13 protein-coding genes are annotated in these 18,213 nt (G+C 38.9%); 9 read left to right on the forward strand and 4 right to left on the reverse strand.

The genetic code is table 11. The annotated features are described in order from the left end of the window. Positions 1 to 3 precede the first annotated feature (3 nt). The 3 genes from EJF25_RS19670 to EJF25_RS19680 are packed head-to-tail and all read left to right on the forward strand — an operon-like array spanning position 4 to position 1,928. Entirely contained in the window at positions 4 to 1,005 is a 1,002-nt protein-coding gene (locus tag EJF25_RS19670) for a DUF4249 domain-containing protein (RefSeq protein ID WP_125042370.1), read from the forward strand. A 30-nt stretch (positions 1,006 to 1,035) separates the two neighbouring features. Further along, positions 1,036 to 1,323: a LysO family transporter gene (locus EJF25_RS19675; protein WP_125042371.1), complete on the forward strand. Its 288-nt coding sequence runs from the start codon at positions 1,036 to 1,038 to the stop codon at positions 1,321 to 1,323. Further along, positions 1,320 to 1,928 carry a LysO family transporter gene (locus EJF25_RS19680; protein WP_125042372.1) on the forward strand — a complete coding sequence of 203 codons (609 nt, stop codon included), beginning with the start codon at positions 1,320 to 1,322 and terminating at the stop codon, positions 1,926 to 1,928. Before EJF25_RS19675 ends, EJF25_RS19680 begins: the two co-directional genes overlap by 4 nt. A 4-nt stretch (positions 1,929 to 1,932) precedes the next feature. Here the strand turns inward: EJF25_RS19680 and EJF25_RS19685 are convergent, their stop codons facing one another. After that, entirely contained in the window at positions 1,933 to 4,227 is a 2,295-nt protein-coding gene (locus EJF25_RS19685) for an alpha-L-rhamnosidase-related protein (RefSeq protein ID WP_200832945.1), read from the reverse strand. A 38-nt stretch (positions 4,228 to 4,265) separates the two neighbouring features. Then, complete coding sequence (locus EJF25_RS19690; RefSeq protein WP_125042373.1) at positions 4,266 to 5,330, reverse strand: DUF2027 domain-containing protein; 1,065 nt, start codon at positions 5,328 to 5,330, stop codon at positions 4,266 to 4,268. 184 nt (positions 5,331 to 5,514) lie between these two features. Here EJF25_RS19690 and EJF25_RS19695 point away from each other — a divergent pair, with 184 nt between their 5' ends. Beyond that, positions 5,515 to 6,207 (forward strand): HAD family hydrolase, encoded by a 693-nt coding sequence (locus EJF25_RS19695; protein WP_125042374.1) that lies wholly within the window; start codon positions 5,515 to 5,517, stop codon positions 6,205 to 6,207. 87 nt (positions 6,208 to 6,294) lie between these two features. Here EJF25_RS19695 and EJF25_RS19700 read toward each other — a convergent pair whose 3' ends face one another. After that, the gene (locus tag EJF25_RS19700) at positions 6,295 to 7,068 is read right to left on the reverse strand and encodes a response regulator transcription factor (protein WP_125042375.1); all 774 of its coding nucleotides are present in this window, start codon (positions 7,066 to 7,068) and stop codon (positions 6,295 to 6,297) included. 87 nt (positions 7,069 to 7,155) lie between these two features. Here EJF25_RS19700 and EJF25_RS19705 point away from each other — a divergent pair, with 87 nt between their 5' ends. Together EJF25_RS19705 and EJF25_RS19710 are read left to right on the forward strand one after the other, a co-directional pair. Next, positions 7,156 to 7,821 carry a DUF1349 domain-containing protein gene (locus EJF25_RS19705; RefSeq protein ID WP_125042376.1) on the forward strand — a complete coding sequence of 222 codons (666 nt, stop codon included), beginning with the start codon at positions 7,156 to 7,158 and terminating at the stop codon, positions 7,819 to 7,821. Positions 7,822 to 8,762: 941 nt separating this feature from the next. After that, complete coding sequence (locus tag EJF25_RS19710; RefSeq protein ID WP_125042377.1) at positions 8,763 to 11,888, forward strand: GH92 family glycosyl hydrolase; 3,126 nt, start codon at positions 8,763 to 8,765, stop codon at positions 11,886 to 11,888. 113 nt (positions 11,889 to 12,001) lie between these two features. On the opposite strand, the gene EJF25_RS19715 is transcribed toward EJF25_RS19710, so the two are convergent. After that, positions 12,002 to 12,730 (reverse strand): GntR family transcriptional regulator, encoded by a 729-nt coding sequence (locus EJF25_RS19715; RefSeq protein ID WP_077153217.1) that lies wholly within the window; start codon positions 12,728 to 12,730, stop codon positions 12,002 to 12,004. A gap of 140 nt (positions 12,731 to 12,870) precedes the next feature. On the opposite strand from EJF25_RS19715, the gene EJF25_RS19720 reads away from it, so the two are divergent. The 3 genes from EJF25_RS19720 to EJF25_RS19730 all read left to right on the forward strand — a co-directional run bounded on the left by EJF25_RS19720 (position 12,871) and on the right by EJF25_RS19730 (position 18,199). Then, a complete protein-coding gene (locus EJF25_RS19720) occupies positions 12,871 to 14,601 on the forward strand; it encodes a class I mannose-6-phosphate isomerase (protein WP_125042378.1) in 1,731 nt (576 codons plus the stop codon). A gap of 40 nt (positions 14,602 to 14,641) precedes the next feature. Further along, the gene (locus EJF25_RS19725) at positions 14,642 to 15,739 is read left to right on the forward strand and encodes an ROK family protein (RefSeq protein WP_125042379.1); all 1,098 of its coding nucleotides are present in this window, start codon (positions 14,642 to 14,644) and stop codon (positions 15,737 to 15,739) included. Positions 15,740 to 15,826: 87 nt separating this feature from the next. Further along, the gene (locus EJF25_RS19730; protein WP_125042380.1) at positions 15,827 to 18,199 is read left to right on the forward strand and encodes a GH92 family glycosyl hydrolase; all 2,373 of its coding nucleotides are present in this window, start codon (positions 15,827 to 15,829) and stop codon (positions 18,197 to 18,199) included. The last annotated feature ends 14 nt before the right edge of the window (positions 18,200 to 18,213 follow it).

Genomic DNA, 18,213 nt, shown 5'->3' on the forward strand with positions numbered 1-18,213 from the left:
AAGATGAAAACATACATATACTACTTACTCATAGTAACATCAATACTCACTATAGTCTCTTGTGAAAACGAGCTCCCTTTCGATTTCAATAATAATCCTCCGAAGTTAGTCATGAATGCACTGATAGACACGACTAATCCGGAAAACATACTTTATCTCAACTTTACAGGCAAAGAGTATGCCACTAATGTCCAAAACGCCACAGTAGAAGTGCGTATCAACGGACAACTGGCAGAAAGTTTACGCCCTCTCCCTATTGAACCGGAAGAAAATGAACAATGCCGCTTCAAGATAACAAGTAAATTTAATCCCGGAGATGTAGTACGTATTGACGCTTTAACTGATGATGGTAAATATCATGCCTGGTCAGAAGTCATTGTTCCGCAACCTCTCAAAGAAATTGAAAAGATTGATACTCTTAGTGTAGAGATATCCAAAAGTGGTTTCACCTACGATCGTCTCCAATATAAAATAACTTTCAATGATCGTCCCAACGAGGATAATTACTATCGTATCCTTGTAGACCTTCAGATATCCATACCGGACTATAACTTTGATACTGACGAAACTGTAATGAAAATCAAACATAGTTATGGATTCGAGGCACATGATGATATTGTATTAACAGACGGACATCCTTCTACAGGCGACGATGATGATAACGGTATATTTGATAACATAGAAAATAAATATGGTGTATTCGACGATTCACGTTTCAAAAATAGCTCTTACACAATGACTGTCTACAATAACATTAGAGCACCCAGATATTTACAATTACCCGTAAATATTGAAGTAGATGTCGTAATACATCTGCTAAGCATTACAGAAACAGAATATTACTACCTCAAAGCACTCAACTTACTGGAATCCGACTCTTACGACGAGACCATAAACGAACCCATCAGACTTCCAAGTAATGTCAATGGAGGCTTAGGAGTAATCGGAATAAGTACTGAAACAAGCAAAACGATTCACTTCCCTGATTATTGGGCACGATATTAATATTATCTTTGCAGCCAAAAGCAAGGAATTATGTTCATTATTATAGGAATCATGCTGACAGGTATGCTCGTCGGCTACCTGTTACGTAGCAAACGGCTGACATGGATACACAAGATTATCACCTTTCTGATATGGCTGTTGCTCTTCCTACTCGGAATAGACGTAGGAGGCAACGAAGCCATCATGAAAGGATTACATACATTGGGGCTTGAAGCACTTATCATAACTTTGGCAGCAGTCATCGGTAGTACTTTGTTGGCATGGGGACTTTGGTACCTATTATATATAAGGAACAGAGATAAGGAGGAAAAAGCATGAAAGGCAGTTTGGTCATTGTATCCTTTTTCATCGTAGGTACTCTTTGTGGTGTCTATCACCTCATTCCGTTCAATTTCTCCGATAGTAATCTCAGTTATTATGCTCTTTGCGGACTGATGTTTTGTGTAGGTATCAGTATTGGTAACGATCCGAAAACATTGAAAAGTTTCCGGTCATTGAATCCTCGCCTTGTTTTTCTGCCCATTATGACTATACTGGGAACTTTAGCCGGCTGTGCCGTTACAGGAGTTTTCATGAGTCAGCGTACTCCTTTAGATTGTATGGCTGTAGGAGCCGGATTTGGATACTATTCACTTTCCAGTATCTTTATTACCGAATACAAAGGAGCGGAGTTAGGAACCATCGCACTCCTTTCTAATATTATGCGTGAAATAATAGCCTTGTTAGGTGCACCTTTACTAGTGAGATACTTCGGTAAATTAGCTCCAATTTCTGTAGGCGGAGCCACCACCATGGATACAACACTTCCCATTATCACCCGCTATTCGGGACAGGAATTTGTCATCATTTCCATCTTTCACGGTTTCATTGTAGACTTTAGTGTACCCTTTCTTGTTACATTCCTTTGCTCTGTATCATTTTGAATAATCAATTTATTAAGAAAGAATAGGTGCCCGAACCAATCTTTCCGACAGACAGATATGGTTCTCCCTTCACACGAGTAGCCTTTACCGGAGTTCCGTTCATCATAACTTTATATTTACCAGAAGGAAGCGGCAAATAAACCTCGGCATCCATATTAGCCGGAATAGAAACTTTTAGAGAATATTCTTCACTCTTATTTTTCGCAGCTATCTGAATATTTCCACGAATGGTTGGAACAGTTGCCTCCGCCCACTCCAATGAGCCCAACTGAGGTTTAATACGAACTGTCCCAAAACCAGGTGTTAATGGTTCTACCCCCATTAGATGACGTGGAATGATATTGGCCGGAGCAGCTCCCCAAGCATGATTCCAATCCTGATTCGTCTTATATTTATTATCCCAGGCTTCCAAGGAGATAGTAGAACCGACACGAATCATATTATACCAACTTCGGTCATCTGTTTTTGTCAGCATTTGTAATGCATATTCCGCATCATTTGCTTTGTATAAAGCATCCATTAGGAATTGTGAACCGTAAACGCTGCACGCCATTCCCCTTGTGCGGATGAAATCAATTACTCCCTGTTCTTTTCCTTCCGGCACCAGACCGAAAGCTAGCGGAAACATATTGCCATGTAATGAAGCATGGTCTGTATCTGCCGAGAGCCCATCCGTAAAGTATCCTTTACTCGTATTAAAGAATGAACGGATAAATAACTTCTTGAAATTCTTTGCTTCCGAAATATACAAATCTGCGTCTTCCGACTTCTCCAGAACATCTGCTATCTGCCCCATCAATTTTAGAGCTTTATAATGATAGGCATTCGTTACCGCATTATAATCTGTGAAAACAAATCCGTCCGACTCTCCCATTACATCCCATAACTTACTGTCCGGCTTGGTATGAGGCCAATCCACAATGTCTCTAATCTGCCCATTCATACGAATGGAAGAAATAAACTCCGGAGTTTGTAATCCGGTACTTGTACTTATCAGCCCATTCTTTTCACGAAGTAACAACAGGAGTCGAGGTTTCAATTGTTCATAACTGACTTTCAGCGAACGGCTGTCTCCTGTATACAGATAATCCTGCCAAGCAATCAACACAGCCTGAAGAATCCATTCAGTAGGCCAAGTGGGATGCAGTAACAGATATTCGTGTGAACGACGAGCCATCGAATACTCCCGATCCACACCATAATGGCAAAGCTGATTAATCAACGCATCTGCTTCATAAGGGATTCGTTCACGATCTCCATCCACATAGATTCCGGCAAATGAGGTTGCACGAATAGAATATTTACATAGTTTCCATACCTGATTCAAAATATCATCAGAAGAACGGAAAGAAGAAGCCGTTTCGTCAAACGGATAGTGTACTACTTCACGAACGATAGAAACAGGTGATTGAGATTCATTGTATCCCTCAATCTCACAATACCGGAATGGTAATACTTCACCAACATATTCAGGAATCAACACTGCCGCCTTTCCAGTATTTCGACCATCCTTTTCTATTTTAATCCGATAAGTATGGGTTCCTTTCAGTAGTGCTAGCTGGCAACGTCGATAGCGGATGGTCGATTGTCCCGGATTACGCAGTACACGACCGTTTTCCAAACATTCTCCCAAATGTATAGTTACCGAATCAGACTCGTTCACTGACGTAAATGTTAAAATCAATTGGGCGAAAGCATCGGTTCCAAAATCAACCAGACATGCATTAGTTGAGAGATTTTTCACAGTAATCGGAGATTCCATTGTTTTTACCTGTGGATAGTAGGCTGTCGCATATTCAGATAAGCTGTCAGCAGTACGGAAAGCTTTTATTTCCGACCATTCGCTCTCTCCTTCTGTATCTGTCACAGTTTTCACCCGCCAGAAATAAGTCTTATCAGGTTTCAGAGCTTCGCCCCCATATAAAACTGCAACCGACTGTCCGTTCTTTACTTCATCACTATCCCACACATTCCCCTTCCCAGAAGTTACATCCGACAAATTATCAGCAACAATCAGTCGATAAGCAATTTGATGTGTATTCTGTGTTTCTCCCGGAACGATCCATGAAAAAGCAGGATACATTGAACGAATAGCAGCATATTGAAGGGATTCAATAGCAGCATCAAGTTTCCAAACCGGAAGGCTGGAAACATATCCATTGTTCCAGGTCCGGTCGGAGTGTTCTATCAAGTCGGTCATCAAGCCGGACGGTTTGTTATCAGCCATAGCCGATAATGATATAGAAAATACTCCCAAAGCTACTAGAGCCAACCGCTTCAGTAATCTATTTCTTTTCATGTAATCCACAGTATTATTAATAAGACGAAAACTTGTGTTTATTTAATAGTCACCATTGTAGCACCAAATCCATATTCCTGAAAAGAAGCATCCTGATAACGACAACTACTATATTTCCGCTTCAGTTCATCAAGCACTGCTTTCCGAAGTACTCCATCTCCTTTACCATGTATAAAGACTATCTTTTGCTCGCGCTTATTCTTATATGCCTCCATCACCTCACGAAATTTATCCAGTTGATAATTCAATATTTCGCTGTTACTCATTCCTGTGATATCATCTAGCAAAGAATCGATATGAAGATCTATATCAATTATTCCACTTTTTCCACCATGTCCCCGGTTTGGCTTTACGAGGGGTTGTGACTTAGGTTTATCAATAGATTTTTTTTGCAATAAAACCGTTTGAAGTTCTTCCGCCGATACAAATACTTGCTTAGCTGGCATATCGTCTTTCACTATATCGTAAATTAACGCAGGTTCTTCAAAGAAATCGGAAGTGCCAAATGTATGTAACTTATAAAATTTCACAGTATCAATTCTCAATTCCACATTCACAGCAGGTTTGATTGCGGCAGGTTTGCCATCTTTAAAAGCAATAAACTGAACTGCTACATGTTCCATTTCATTCAGTATATCTTTAGTAAATTCTTCCAGCAACAATTTTGTATTCGGTTCAATCAATCCATGCGAACGAGTTTTCCAGGCTGTCCCTTCCGCACTCATATACGTATAATACAAATAATAATTGCTATCATTTACCAGATAAGTCTCAAAGGGGGTAGTCATCATTGCCTTCGCATCTTCGGGCACATAAGCAAGAAATACATTTAATGTATCTCCGCCACGTACTTCTGGTTGCCTTTGTACCATAGGCATTTCTGGTTTCATAGGTTTCGCAGGTTCTTCATGTTTCGGGACCGACGTACTTGGCTTGCGCTTCATGTTATAATCATCTGTTTCAATCACTACACACTCACGTATCGGCATTGGAATATCAAATCCGTCTGCATCTTCTACCAAAACGAAATCTTTACCCTGGAATCCTGTCACAACTCCACCACCTACTTCACTAAGAAAGCGTACTCTATCTCCTATTTTCATCGTTATATATCTCCTATTAAAGTTCAAACTAATAATGAATAACAAAGATAGAGCATTTCTATGAGAATCTACCGAAATCGATTCCAAAAACAAGAAATCCATTTTTATTTATTATTTTTCTCTAACTTTGCCCCATTAGTACAAACGTTTCCATTTGAGTAACTACCAAACAATAACAGAAACAATGAAAAATTCTATCAAAGTGATTGCTTTCGATGCAGACGATACGTTATGGAGTAACGAACCCTTTTTCCAGGAAGTAGAAAAACAATATACAACTTTATTGAATCCTTATGGTACTTCACCGGAAATATCATCAGCCTTATTCCAAACTGAGATGAAGAATCTAAAGTACTTGGGATATGGTGCGAAAGCATTTACGATTTCAATGATTGAAACGGCACTACTTGTTAGCAAACAAAGAATTCCAGCTTGTGACATTGAGAAAATTATTAATTTGGGCAAGTCATTATTAGAAATGCCAATTGAATTATTGCCGGAGGTCAAGAAAACACTTGAAGCTTTGAAAAAAAAAGGCAAATATAAGTTGGTAGTCGCAACAAAAGGAGATTTATTGGATCAGGAAAATAAGTTGGAACGTTCAGGATTATCTTCTTACTTTGACCATATTGAAGTAATGTCTGATAAAACAGAAAAAGAATATCTTCGATTATTAAAGATTCTGCAAATGGATCCTTCTGAATTTGCCATGATTGGCAACTCTCTTAAATCAGATATTCAGCCGGTATTATCTTTGGGAGGATACGGAGTTCATATTCCCTTCGAAGTGATGTGGAAACATGAAATCGTTGATACTTTTACACATGAACATCTGAAACAAGTGAAACGTTTCGATGAACTGTTATCCTTGTTTTGATAAACAAGCATTGATATGAGAAGTTGAAATCGTACATATAATACTGACTGAAAAGTGATTAAAAGCAACAGATTAAGGTCAAACGTATTATAATAATTTCATTAATTCCGCAGCCCTACAAGCTTCTATCGAGTTACCAACAGAAAGTTTCTCCAGAATATTCTGCCGGTGCCGGTTTACAGTATTAACACTAATACAAAGGGAATTTGCTATTTCCTTGCTCGACAAACCTTTCCTGATACAACGGAGTATCTCTTTTTCACGTTCGGATAATATATTCCGGTGTTCATCCGAAAGGAATAACGTTTCCACTTCACCACGTTCCATGTGAGTGATAGTTGCATAGATTCCAGACTCGGGCCGTTGGTCAGCAGCCAGAGAGTAAAGACAAAAAATCAACCAAACATTTCCCGCAGGAGTATTCTCCATGATTTGCACCAAATTATCCACAAACTGATATTCTCCCTTTTCATTCATCATCCGCAGTCTGCATCTTCCCCGATATTTCAACCGTTCTTCGGGGGATATCGAAAAGGTCTTCTGGAAGAATTTATACTCCAACAAACGTTTTTCGACCAAATCCTCCGGATGAATCCGCCGATAAATATAATCTTCGTCCATCGAGTCAATCATTTGCAAAGATGCCTCCTCGAAAGTCAATCCCAGAAAATGTGCCCATGGATGAACAGCCACATAACTATTCCGATTGGAAAGATCTGAAATTACAGCACATCCACCATTAATCGCTGTCAGTGAATGGATAAACAATTGATGTTGCTCCAACTTTTTATTATCCAACGTCTCATGAACGATCGAATGTGTGGCATATACCTCGTCTATTTCTTTTTGTAGTACATCCATCTCCTAAAATGGTTAATATTCAGTATTGTCACATCTAAATATATGACTTATCTTTGCCCCACAAAGATAAACAAATAAGAAACGTACATGAAACATTTAAAACTCAAATTACTGTCAATTGCTTTATTGACAGCCACAACTTCGACTATGGCACAAAGTTTGGATAAAATGAATTGGCTGAATGAGCCTCAACAATGGGAAATTAAAGATGGTAAAACATTGGTAATGGATGTTCCTGCAAAAACAGACTTCTGGAGAATTTCACATTATGGATTCACTGTTGATGACGGTCCTTTTTATTATGCTACCTATGGAGGAGAATTCGAAGCAAAAGTAAAAATCACCGGGAATTATGTGACTACCTTCGATCAAATGGGATTAATGCTACGCATCGATCATGAGAACTGGATTAAAGCAGGCGTAGAATACGTAAACGGCAAACAGAATGTCAGCGCTGTAGTAACACATCACACCAGTGACTGGAGTGTAGTACAATTACCGGACGCTCCACGTTCTATTTGGATCAAAGCAGTCCGGAAGTTAGACGCAGTAGAAATCTTCTTTTCACGTGATGACAAAGAATATATTATGATGCGTACCTGCTGGTTACAGGATAACTGTCCCGTAATGGTTGGTTTAATGGGTGCTTGCCCCGACGGAAAAGGATTTACTGCCACATTCGAAGAGTTCAAAGTAACTCAATTACCTGACCAACGGAGATTGGAATGGGCAAAAAGACAGCAGAATAAATAGAAACTGATAGATCTTTTTAAAAAGGAATTCCGGAATAATATCTGGAATTCCTATTATAGACAAAAAGTCCTTCACCTCTTCACAACCCTTTATTCATGGTCATTAGAGGGTGAAGGCTTCCCTTCACATCTGCATTCACCTATTCACCGACCCCAATTCTGAAATTCCTCGATCCAACTATTCTTTATCATATTTCATAATAACCTTATCTCTCGTCCAATTCATTAATAGATAAATTCTTCTCTATTAATCATAAACTTACTTTATCCCTATAGAGAAGTTTTTCTTGCTTAAAACAAATTTATAATTGGAAGCTTTGATTATACAATTGCAAGTTTCAATTATATAAATGCAACTTGCAATTATAAAAACAAAACTTGCATTTATAGTTTAGTAAAGATCAAAAGAAAGTTTACTATTAGAGGAAAGAATGTTTATCTCTAATAGAAAGCAACTTTTCTATTAATACTTATATAAACAGATACTAATAAAATTCATTGAACAAAGAATATATTTACTGTTCACAAAACAACATGAACCAATACATCATTAAGTGAAGGTTATCATGCATTCTCTTCCTTTCATTAATAAAGTATTGTGAAAGGTGAAGGACATACAAGTCTATTTTAGTATTTGGACTTATAATACCATACATAGTATTTATATATAAATAGATCATCACAATTAATTTATAATATGATAGTATTTGTCTAAAGGAACGAAGTGAAAAATCTCTTCTCTCTACACAGGTAAAGAATCGCTGCTTTACTACGCCTCACATGACAGATAGTATAAGCATTGACACTTATTGAATAATAGAAGCTAGATAAGCATACCACCAATCAACCGGCAAATAAGTAAATGTTTAAAATTATATTATAATATACCTGTTTTTTTTATATCTTAGCGCCCATGTCTGAACAAACTTAAAATGTATCTATATGAAACGACTACTTTTTTCATTATTGCTAACGATATTTCCTACATTGTATATAATAGCAGATAAAATAATATGGCAGATAGGAGAAAAAGATGGTTCTTCATCCGAATTAGCATTAGGTCCTTCCGACTATTCAAAGTTTCTGGCTAATGACTTCGGATACGAAGATCGCTATTTTTTAATAGGGACTTCAAATGTAGAAAAGGAATTCTCGTATGTACTACCCGGACCTGCGGATCAATGGGGAGGAACAGGAGGCACATCAGGTTGGCGAACACATGATACAACCATTCTTTTTAATCTTGAAAATACTGCTAAGTCTAAAGACTGGAATTTAGCCATAGATTTATTGGGAGCAAGTCCATTAGGGGCAGTTGTAAAAGTCACAGTCAATTCTATAAGCAAAAGGTTTGTAGTTGAAAGTGGTCCCAAAGAAGTATTAGAAGGGGACGTACAAAATGCCAAGAAAACAACTTTAAACTTTCCGATTGAAGATAAATTATTAAAAAAGGGAGGGAACTCCATTGTTATTTCTGTCTTAGAGGGCGGTTGGATTGTATTTGACCAAATACGGCTAATGGGCCCCAATCAAGCAACATTAGGTAAAACAAATACAAAAGCATTTCTCCGCGATGTCTACACAGCTAATTATGAGATAGAAAATAATGGAAATAGATTTCAACCTTTGTTAGTTGATGTCGAGCACTTGACCGGAAGCCCCAGACTTAAAGTAGAAGTTGATAACGTAGAGATATTTTCCTCCGTCATGGACACTGCCCGTTATCAATTTGAAGCTCCTATGCCGGCAGTACATAATTCTAAAAAAAGTACTTATAAAATATGGGCGGACAATGAATTATTACAGTCCGGTACCGTTATACGCACTCCTCAAGCATTACATTCCTACGCTGATTATGTAGATACTAAAATAGGAACAGGTCATTCACGTTGGATGATCGCTCCCGGTCCCTGGATGCCTTTCAGTATGGTAAAATTAAGTCCGGATAATCAGAATGCGGGATGGCAAGCCGGTTATCAACCAACTTTTGAAACGATAGGATGTTTCAGTCACATACATGAATGGACGATGGGAGGATTGGGCATGATGCCTACTAATGGCGAATTGCAAATTAGAGTGGGCGATGAATTAAGACCGGACGAAGGCTACCGTTCACGTATTGATAAAAGAACAGAAGAAGCCCCTCTTGGATATTATAAAGTCTATCTGACTGATACGAAGATATGGGTAGAAAGTACGGCAACTACCAGAGCTTCTTTTCAGAAATATACTTTTCCTAAAGAACAAGACGGACGTGTAATGATAGATCTTCAGATTCCTACGGAATATGATTATCAATTAGTAGACATCAAAATAAATAAGGTCAGTGATTATCGAATCGAAGGGTACAGCCATCAATTGTCTCCCCGCCCTCATGTATGGAGCAATGATGCGGATCAGGATTATAAAGTAAACTTTGTGATAGAGTTTGACACCCCCATCAAGAAGGTCGGCGGCTGGATGGAAGACAAAGTGCTCGATTCTTCGGTCATTGAAGGGAAAGATTTAAAATATGCAGGATTATACGTTGAGTTTGATACCCAAAAACATCCGGTTGTTCAAGCCCGTACCGGTATCTCTTTAGTAAGCATAGCCAATGCCTCGGAAAATTTAAAGGAAGAAATATCCAATGAATTCAATTGGAACTTTGATGCAATTGTACAAAATCAGAAACAGGCATGGAACAATATCCTGGGTCGAGTACAGATTACAACCAATGATCGTTTGGAAAAGGTACGGTTTTATACAAATGTATATCGAGCTTTTTGCAGAAATATCTGGAGTGACGTGAACGGAGAGTGGATGTCGGCAGACAAAAAAGTACAGAAATTAAAGAACCCGGAACACCGCGCTTTAGGATGCGATGCCTTTTGGAATACTTTTTGGAATTTAAATCAAGTCTGGAATTTACTGACACCCGAATGGTCTTCCAGATGGGTGAACTCTCAATTAGCTCTGTATGACACAAATGGCTGGTTAGCTAAGGGACCGGCAGGTATGAAATATATTCCTGTCATGGTAGCAGAGCATGAGATTCCTTTAATTGTTTCTACCTATCAGATGGGGATCAGGGATTATGATGTAAATAAAGCCTTTGAAGCAGTCAAGAAGATGCAGACAACCCCTGCCACTCATGTTGCAGGTGGTTTCGCGGGAAACAGAGATCTGATCCCTTATCTTCAATATCATTATGTTCCGGTTGAAAAAGGACGTTTTTCTAATACCTTAGAGTATTCGTATGATGACTGGACAGTCGGGCAGTTGGCTAAATCGTTAGGTAAATATAAAGAATATCAAACTTTTAATGAACGAGGAACCTGGTGGAAAAATGCGATTAATCCGGCAAGCGGATATGCACATATGAGAGATACACTTGGAAACTATACGGCCGATTTCGATCCGTTTAAATCGGGGCGAAATGAACAATATGTGGAAGGGAATGCATGGCAACTTAGCTTCTTTGTACCTCAAGATATACCGACTCTAGTCAAGTTGATCGGGCAAGACAAGTTCGTGGAACGATTGAATTGGGGCTTTTCAGCCAGCGAACCATGGAGATACAATGCTCCAAATGACCAATATTGGGATTATCCAGTGGTACAAGGCAACCAACAATCGATGCATTTTGCTTTTTTATTCAATTGGGCAGAAAAACCTTGGCTAACTCAAAAGTGGAGCCGTTCTGTGATCGACCGATATTATGGTTATGGAATCGCCAATGCCTATTTGGGTGATGAAGATCAAGGGCAAATGAGCGCGTGGTTTGTAATGGCCGCTATCGGTTTATTTCAGACAGATGGCGGTTGCAGAGTAGATCCTATTTATGAAATAGCAAGTCCCTTATTTGAAAAGACCGTTATTCACTTGAAAGAACTCTATGGTCGTGGAGAACAATTCACAATTATAGCAAAGAATACTTCAAGAAAGAACAAATATGTTCAGAGTGCGATACTAAACGGACAACCTCTGGAGAGTTTCCATTTTCCTGCATCTGAGTTGCTGAAAGGAGGAGAATTAATCTTAGAAATGGGCGACACACCTAATAAATCATGGGGAGTTACCCAATGAAAAGTAGAATTCAAATCTAAGAAATGTCGGGACTGACCAAAAAGTTTAGCAGATAACTATTGAAACTTTTTGATCAGCCCCGCAACTATCATTTAAATCATATTCATCACTATCTATCTTTCCGCTTCGATTGTATAAGTGAAACTATCCGCCCGATAATAGCCGATGTTATATTCGATAGGAACGTTGTTCACATCATACACAAATCTTTTCCTTATCAATATAGGATCGCTAGACTCAATTTCTAATTTTTCTGCAATAAACTCTCCGGCAAGCCTTGCAGAGATTTCCTCCTTACTGGTTTTTACTACTATTTGATATTGATTCTCCAGCATTTCGTACAAAGGACGAGTATAATCTTCTTCCCCTGTCAAAGGAATAGCAGGATTGAAATAAGAGATAAAATATACAAATGGATATTCTTTTCTTCCTCTTACCCGCTCCATCACTACGCAGCGTGCGTCAGAATTATCATCTAAATGAAAGAAAGTACTAATCTCTTCAGTAGGTCTTTTTAAACTGACATGTAATTCAAAGTTACGAATTTCAATTCCTAACATCTTCATCTCTTGAGAGAAACTAAGCCAATTTTTCACTCCACCTACAATACCTTTTTTGACTACCTTAGTACCAAATCCTTTCTTTCGTACTAAAAGCCCTTCGAACACAAGCTTATTGATAGCTTGCCGCAATGTATTTCTTGAAATATGCAATTGTTTAGACAAATCAACTTCATTGGGAAGTAACTTCCCATTCTTATATTCTTCAGACTCTATAAATCCTCTCAAGATTTCTTCAGCCTGAATATGAAGAGGTTTATCACTATTATGATCTAACTTCATTACTTTAAAGCAGTTTATTTCTCAGCAAATATAAGACTTATCAAAAAAAGTTCCAAGTATTGTAGAGAATAAAAATAAAACATATATATTTGCACAATATTAAATATGTATGAACATATAAAACCAAAACAGAAGTAAACATGAGAAAACCTAATTATGATAAATATCCTTCTACAAAGATAACAGGAATGCTTGTGCAAGGGTGGGATACTATCATTCCCATTTTAAAAGAAAAAATGAACGGGAAAAAGGTCCTGGCAGTTGATATGTATACGGGAGTATATGAAGAAGAAGTGATGGAAGCTTTTATGAAAGTTTTCTCCGAAAAGGTAATCAACATGCGAGATTTAATGAAACCGGAGCAAGAAATTCTCGCAATGACCGAACGCTTCATGACAGAAGATGTACTGTTTGGGTACGTGACTAATCTGAAATTACAAGATTATTTTGATGCAGACAAATTAGCAAAAGCCCGGCAAGAAGTCAATGAATCCGAAGAAAGCATTCTAATCTTTGGGACGGGAGCTTCTTTAGTTGCTCCTCAAGATGCATTAATTATTTATGCAGATATGGCACGTTGGGAAATACAACAACGTTTCCGACGCCATGAGGTAATGGCTTTAGGAGTGGACAACCGGACCGAAATGGTTTCCTTACAATATAAAAGAGGATATTTTAATGATTGGAGAGTTTGCGACAGCTATAAAGATCGTTTATTTAGCAGGATAGATTATTGGATCGATACTCATATAGCCGGATCACCGAAAATGATTGATCGGGAAACTTTCTTTAAAGGAATAGAGGCAACAATAAAAACACCGTTTCGAGTAGTTCCTTTCTTCGATCCGGCTCCTTGGGGCGGTCAGTGGATGAAGGAGGTTTGTGACTTAGATCGTGAGCGCAAGAACTTTGGTTGGTGTTTCGACTGTGTACCGGAGGAAAACAGTCTTTACTTTGAAATAAATGGCATACGATTTGAATTACCTTCTATTGACGTAGTTCTGCTGAAAAGTAAAGAATTATTAGGTGAACCCGTAGAATCACGCTTTGGCAAAGACTTCCCTATTCGTTTCGACTTTTTAGATACTATGCAAGGAGGCAATTTAAGCCTACAAGTACATCCAACCACACAGTTTATTCGTGACAGTTTCGGTATGTATTATACTCAGGACGAAAGCTATTACCTGTTAGATGCCGGAGAAGATGCAGTGGTATATTTAGGAGTAAAAGAAGGAGTAGATAAAGAAGCCATGATTAATGATCTACGCACAGCACAAAAGGGAGAAGAGATTTTTGACACTGAAAAGTACATCAACAAGATTCCCGCAAAGAAGCATGATCATTTCTTAATTCCGGGAGGTACGATACACTGCTCCGGTGCAAATAGCATGGTACTCGAAATCAGTTCGACCCCCAATCTTTTTACTTTCAAATTATGGGATTGGCAACGTTTGGGTTTAGACGGTAAACCACGCCCTATTAACATAGAACGAGGAAAACACGTCATCAATTGGGACCGGGATACGGAATATGTACATCAACACCTTCGCAACCAGTTTGAGGAAGTAGCATCGGGAGAAGGCTGGGTAGAAGAACGTACCGGATTACATCCGAATGAATTTATCGAAACCCGTCGCCATCGCTTCTCATCATCAGTATTACATCAAACGAATGACAGTGTAAACGTGCTGAACCTGCTTGAAGGAGAAGAAGTGGTAGTTGAAAGCCCGACTCATAGTTTCGAACCTTTTGTGGTGCATTATGCCGAGACTTTCATCATACCTGCCGGAATCAAAGAATATACGATCAGTCCTTATGGCAAATCTGCCGGAAAAGAATGTATAACATTGAAAGCCTACGTACGTTTTTAATAATAACTAACAGACACATTAATCTAATATCCTGAGACCTATGTATGAACATGACGAACGAATCGTAATGACCCTTGATGCCGGAGGAACCAACTTCGTGTTTTCGGCAATGCAAGGCTGTCGCGAAATCATAGATTCTATTTGCTTACCGGCAGTATCCGACAACTTGGAGTATTGCCTGTCTGTCCTTGTAGAGGGCTTTCTGGAAGTAGAAAAGCGATTACCCAAACTTCCGGTAGCCATAAGTTTTGCTTTTCCCGGGCCTGCTGATTACGAGCATGGAATTATAGGCGATTTGCCCAATTTTCCTGCGTTCAGAGGAGGAGTAGCAATTGGTCCTTATTTGGAAGAGCAATTCGGTATTCCTGTTTTTATTAATAATGATGGCAACTTGTTTGCTTACGGTGAAGCTTTATCAGGTACTCTTCCCGAAATAAATAAACTCTTGAAAGCCGCGGGAAGTAACAAAATATACAAGAATCTATTAGGAATAACACTGGGTACAGGATTCGGCGCCGGAGTGGTCATTGACAATCGATTACTAACCGGAGATAACGGTTGCGGTGGTGACGTTTGGATCATGCGGAATAAGAAATATCCGAAGATGATAACGGAAGAAAGTGTCAGCATTCGCGCTGTCAGACGAGTATATCAAGAGATTAGCGGAGAAGATGCTTCCTCACTGACTCCTAAAGATATTTTTGATATTGCCGAAGGAACAAAAGAGGGAAATCAGCAGGCTGCTATCAACAGTTTCTATGAATTAGGAGAAATGGCGGGTCATGCTATCATTCAAGCACTGAATATTGTAGACGGTATAGTCGTCATTGGAGGAGGAATAGCCGGAGCAGCTAAATACATTCTTCCAAGTATGATGAAAGAAATGCAAAGACAGATTCACACGTTTACCGGAGCCTCTTTTTCCTGTTTGCAAATGGAAGTATTCAATTTGACAGAGGAAGAAGATAGGAAGAACTTCCTGAAAGAGAAAAATACGATAGTGAATATTCCATTTTCTAAAAGACAGGTCATTTATGCCAACCATAAAAAAGTAGGTATCGCAGTTTCTTCATTAGGAACGAATAAAGCTGTAGCTTTGGGGGCTTATAATTTTGCCCTGTCCCAATTGGAACCATAAATCTTCAGTTTTTATATTAGAAAACGAAGTTTGCAGGAGTAGTATAATAAAAAAGAAGTAGTTAATAGAAAAAATAAGTATAATACGATGAGGTTGAAATGGATAAGTTCCCTGTTTGTTTTAGTCGGTATTTGGGGATGTAGTTCTCCCAAGACTCTTAATCTTGTAGAATATGTAAATCCTAATATCGGAACCATACATAGTCGTTGGTTCTTTTATACCCCCGCAGCTGAACCTTTTGGATTAGCAAAGTTAGGTGCTTCTACAAACGGCACTTACGGGAACAATCAAGGTTGGGAAGCAGTGGGCTATGAAGACGGACATACTTCGATTGATGGCTTCCCTTGTCTGCACGAGTTTCAAATTGGCGGTATTTCTCTGATGCCGGTTACGGGAGAAGTAAAGACAAATCCGGGAAAGCTGGAAGACCCGGACAATGGTTTTCGTTCTCGTTTTGATAAGAAAGATGAGATCGCACGTCCGGGGTATTATGCTGTCTTTCTAAAAGATTACCAAGTTAAAGCAGAACTTACGGCTACGGCTCGTGTTGGTTTTCAGCGATATACATTCTCGGATTCTGAGAATGCACACATTCTTTTTAATATAGGAAACCGTCAAGGAGAAAGTGGTGCTGTACGCGATGCGTATATTAAACAGGTCAATGAAAATACAGTTGAAGGATATGTGATTACAGAACCGGAATACGTAAAGAAATACCAGTCCGGCGCTTCTGTTGCCATGTATTTCTATGCTAAACTAGATCGAGCTCCGGAATCGGTGGAAGTCTTCTATCAGGATAGCACCCTGATGCCCGGCAATGAAATAAAAGGACCGGGAGCTATTATGTGCTTAAATTACAAAACCAAGAAAGATGATGTTGTTACTATAAAAGTAGGATTGTCATATACATCAATCGAAAATGCGAAATTGAATCTGGAAGCAGAAGCTGAAAAACTGACCTTTGACGAAGCGGTACAAGCAACGACAGAGAAATGGAATGAATCGTTGAACCGTATTGTGGTATCAGGAGGTACGGAAGATAGTAAAATCAAATTCTATACCGGATTGTATCATGCTTTGTTAGGTAGAGGACTTGCCAATGATGTGAATGGAGCTTATCCTAAAAATGACGGTACCATCGGGCAAATTCCATTAAATAAGAATGGGAAACCTGAACACAATCATTATAATACGGACGCTGTCTGGGGAGCGTATTGGAATCTGACTCCTCTCTGGGCATTAGCTTATCCGGAATATTATAATGACTTCGTTAATAGTCAATTGCTGGTATATAAAGATGCCGGTTGGTTGGGAGATGGTATTGCTACCAGTAAATATGTTTCAGGAGTGGGCACCAACATGGTAAGCATTGCATTGGCTGGTGCCTATAATAGTGGTATCCGTAATTTTGATGTCGAAACAGGTTATCAGGCAGCTCTGAAAAATGAACTTGGCTGGGAAGGGCGTATTGAAGGAGCCGGTAAAACGGATGTGAAGCAGTTTGTAGAGAGAGGTTATGTACCTTATGAAAATAGTATTTTTTACGGTACGCATCCGGAAGGTTCCAGTTTCTCGGCATCACATACATTAGAGTATAGCTTCAGTGCTTATGCGGTAGCTCAATGGGCGAAAGCATTGGGACATACGGAAGATTACAAACGTTTAATGTCATTATCAAATAGCTGGGAAAAATTGTTTGATGATTCATTAAAGATGATCCGTCCACGAGTTCCTCAGGGTGAATTTATCGACAACTTTAATCCATTGGAATCATGGAGAGGATTTCAAGAAGGAAATGCAATGCAATATACTTTCTTTGTTCCGCAGAATCCGAATCGTTTGATTGAGAAAGTAGGCAAAGAATTATTCAATCATCGCCTCGATTCTATTTTTACAGAAGCTCGTAAGTCTATCTTCGGAGGAGGAAAAGTGGTGAATGCTTTTTCCGGTCTGCAAAGTCCTTATAATCATGGAAATCAACCGAGCCTCCATATCTCTTGGCTATTCAACTTCTCCGGAAAGCCATTTCTCACTCAGAAATGGACCCGCTTAATTTGTGATGAGTTTTATGGTATTAGCGGTGAGCATGGTTACGGTTATGGACAAGATGAAGATCAGGGACAATTGGGTGCATGGTATGTAATGGCTGCAATGGGGTTGTTTGACGTACAAGGCGGTTCTTGCGAACGCCCTACTTTCCAAATGGGCAGTCCCTTATTTGATAAGATCGAAATTAAACTTAACCCAATGAATGCTGTGGGACAAACTTTTGTCATTGAAACAGTTAATAATACACCGGATGCTTATTATATACAATCAGCAACTTTGAATGGGAAACCATTGGAACAATGCTGGATGTATCGGGACGAACTCTATCAGGGAGGAATACTCAAATTAACCATGGGAAACCAGCCTAACGAACAATGGGGAGTAGAAAATCCTCCTCATTGTTCCGAATAAATAATTACTTAAAA

This window comes from Bacteroides faecalis (assembly GCF_003865075.1).
Lineage (GTDB): Bacteria > Bacteroidota > Bacteroidia > Bacteroidales > Bacteroidaceae > Bacteroides > Bacteroides faecalis.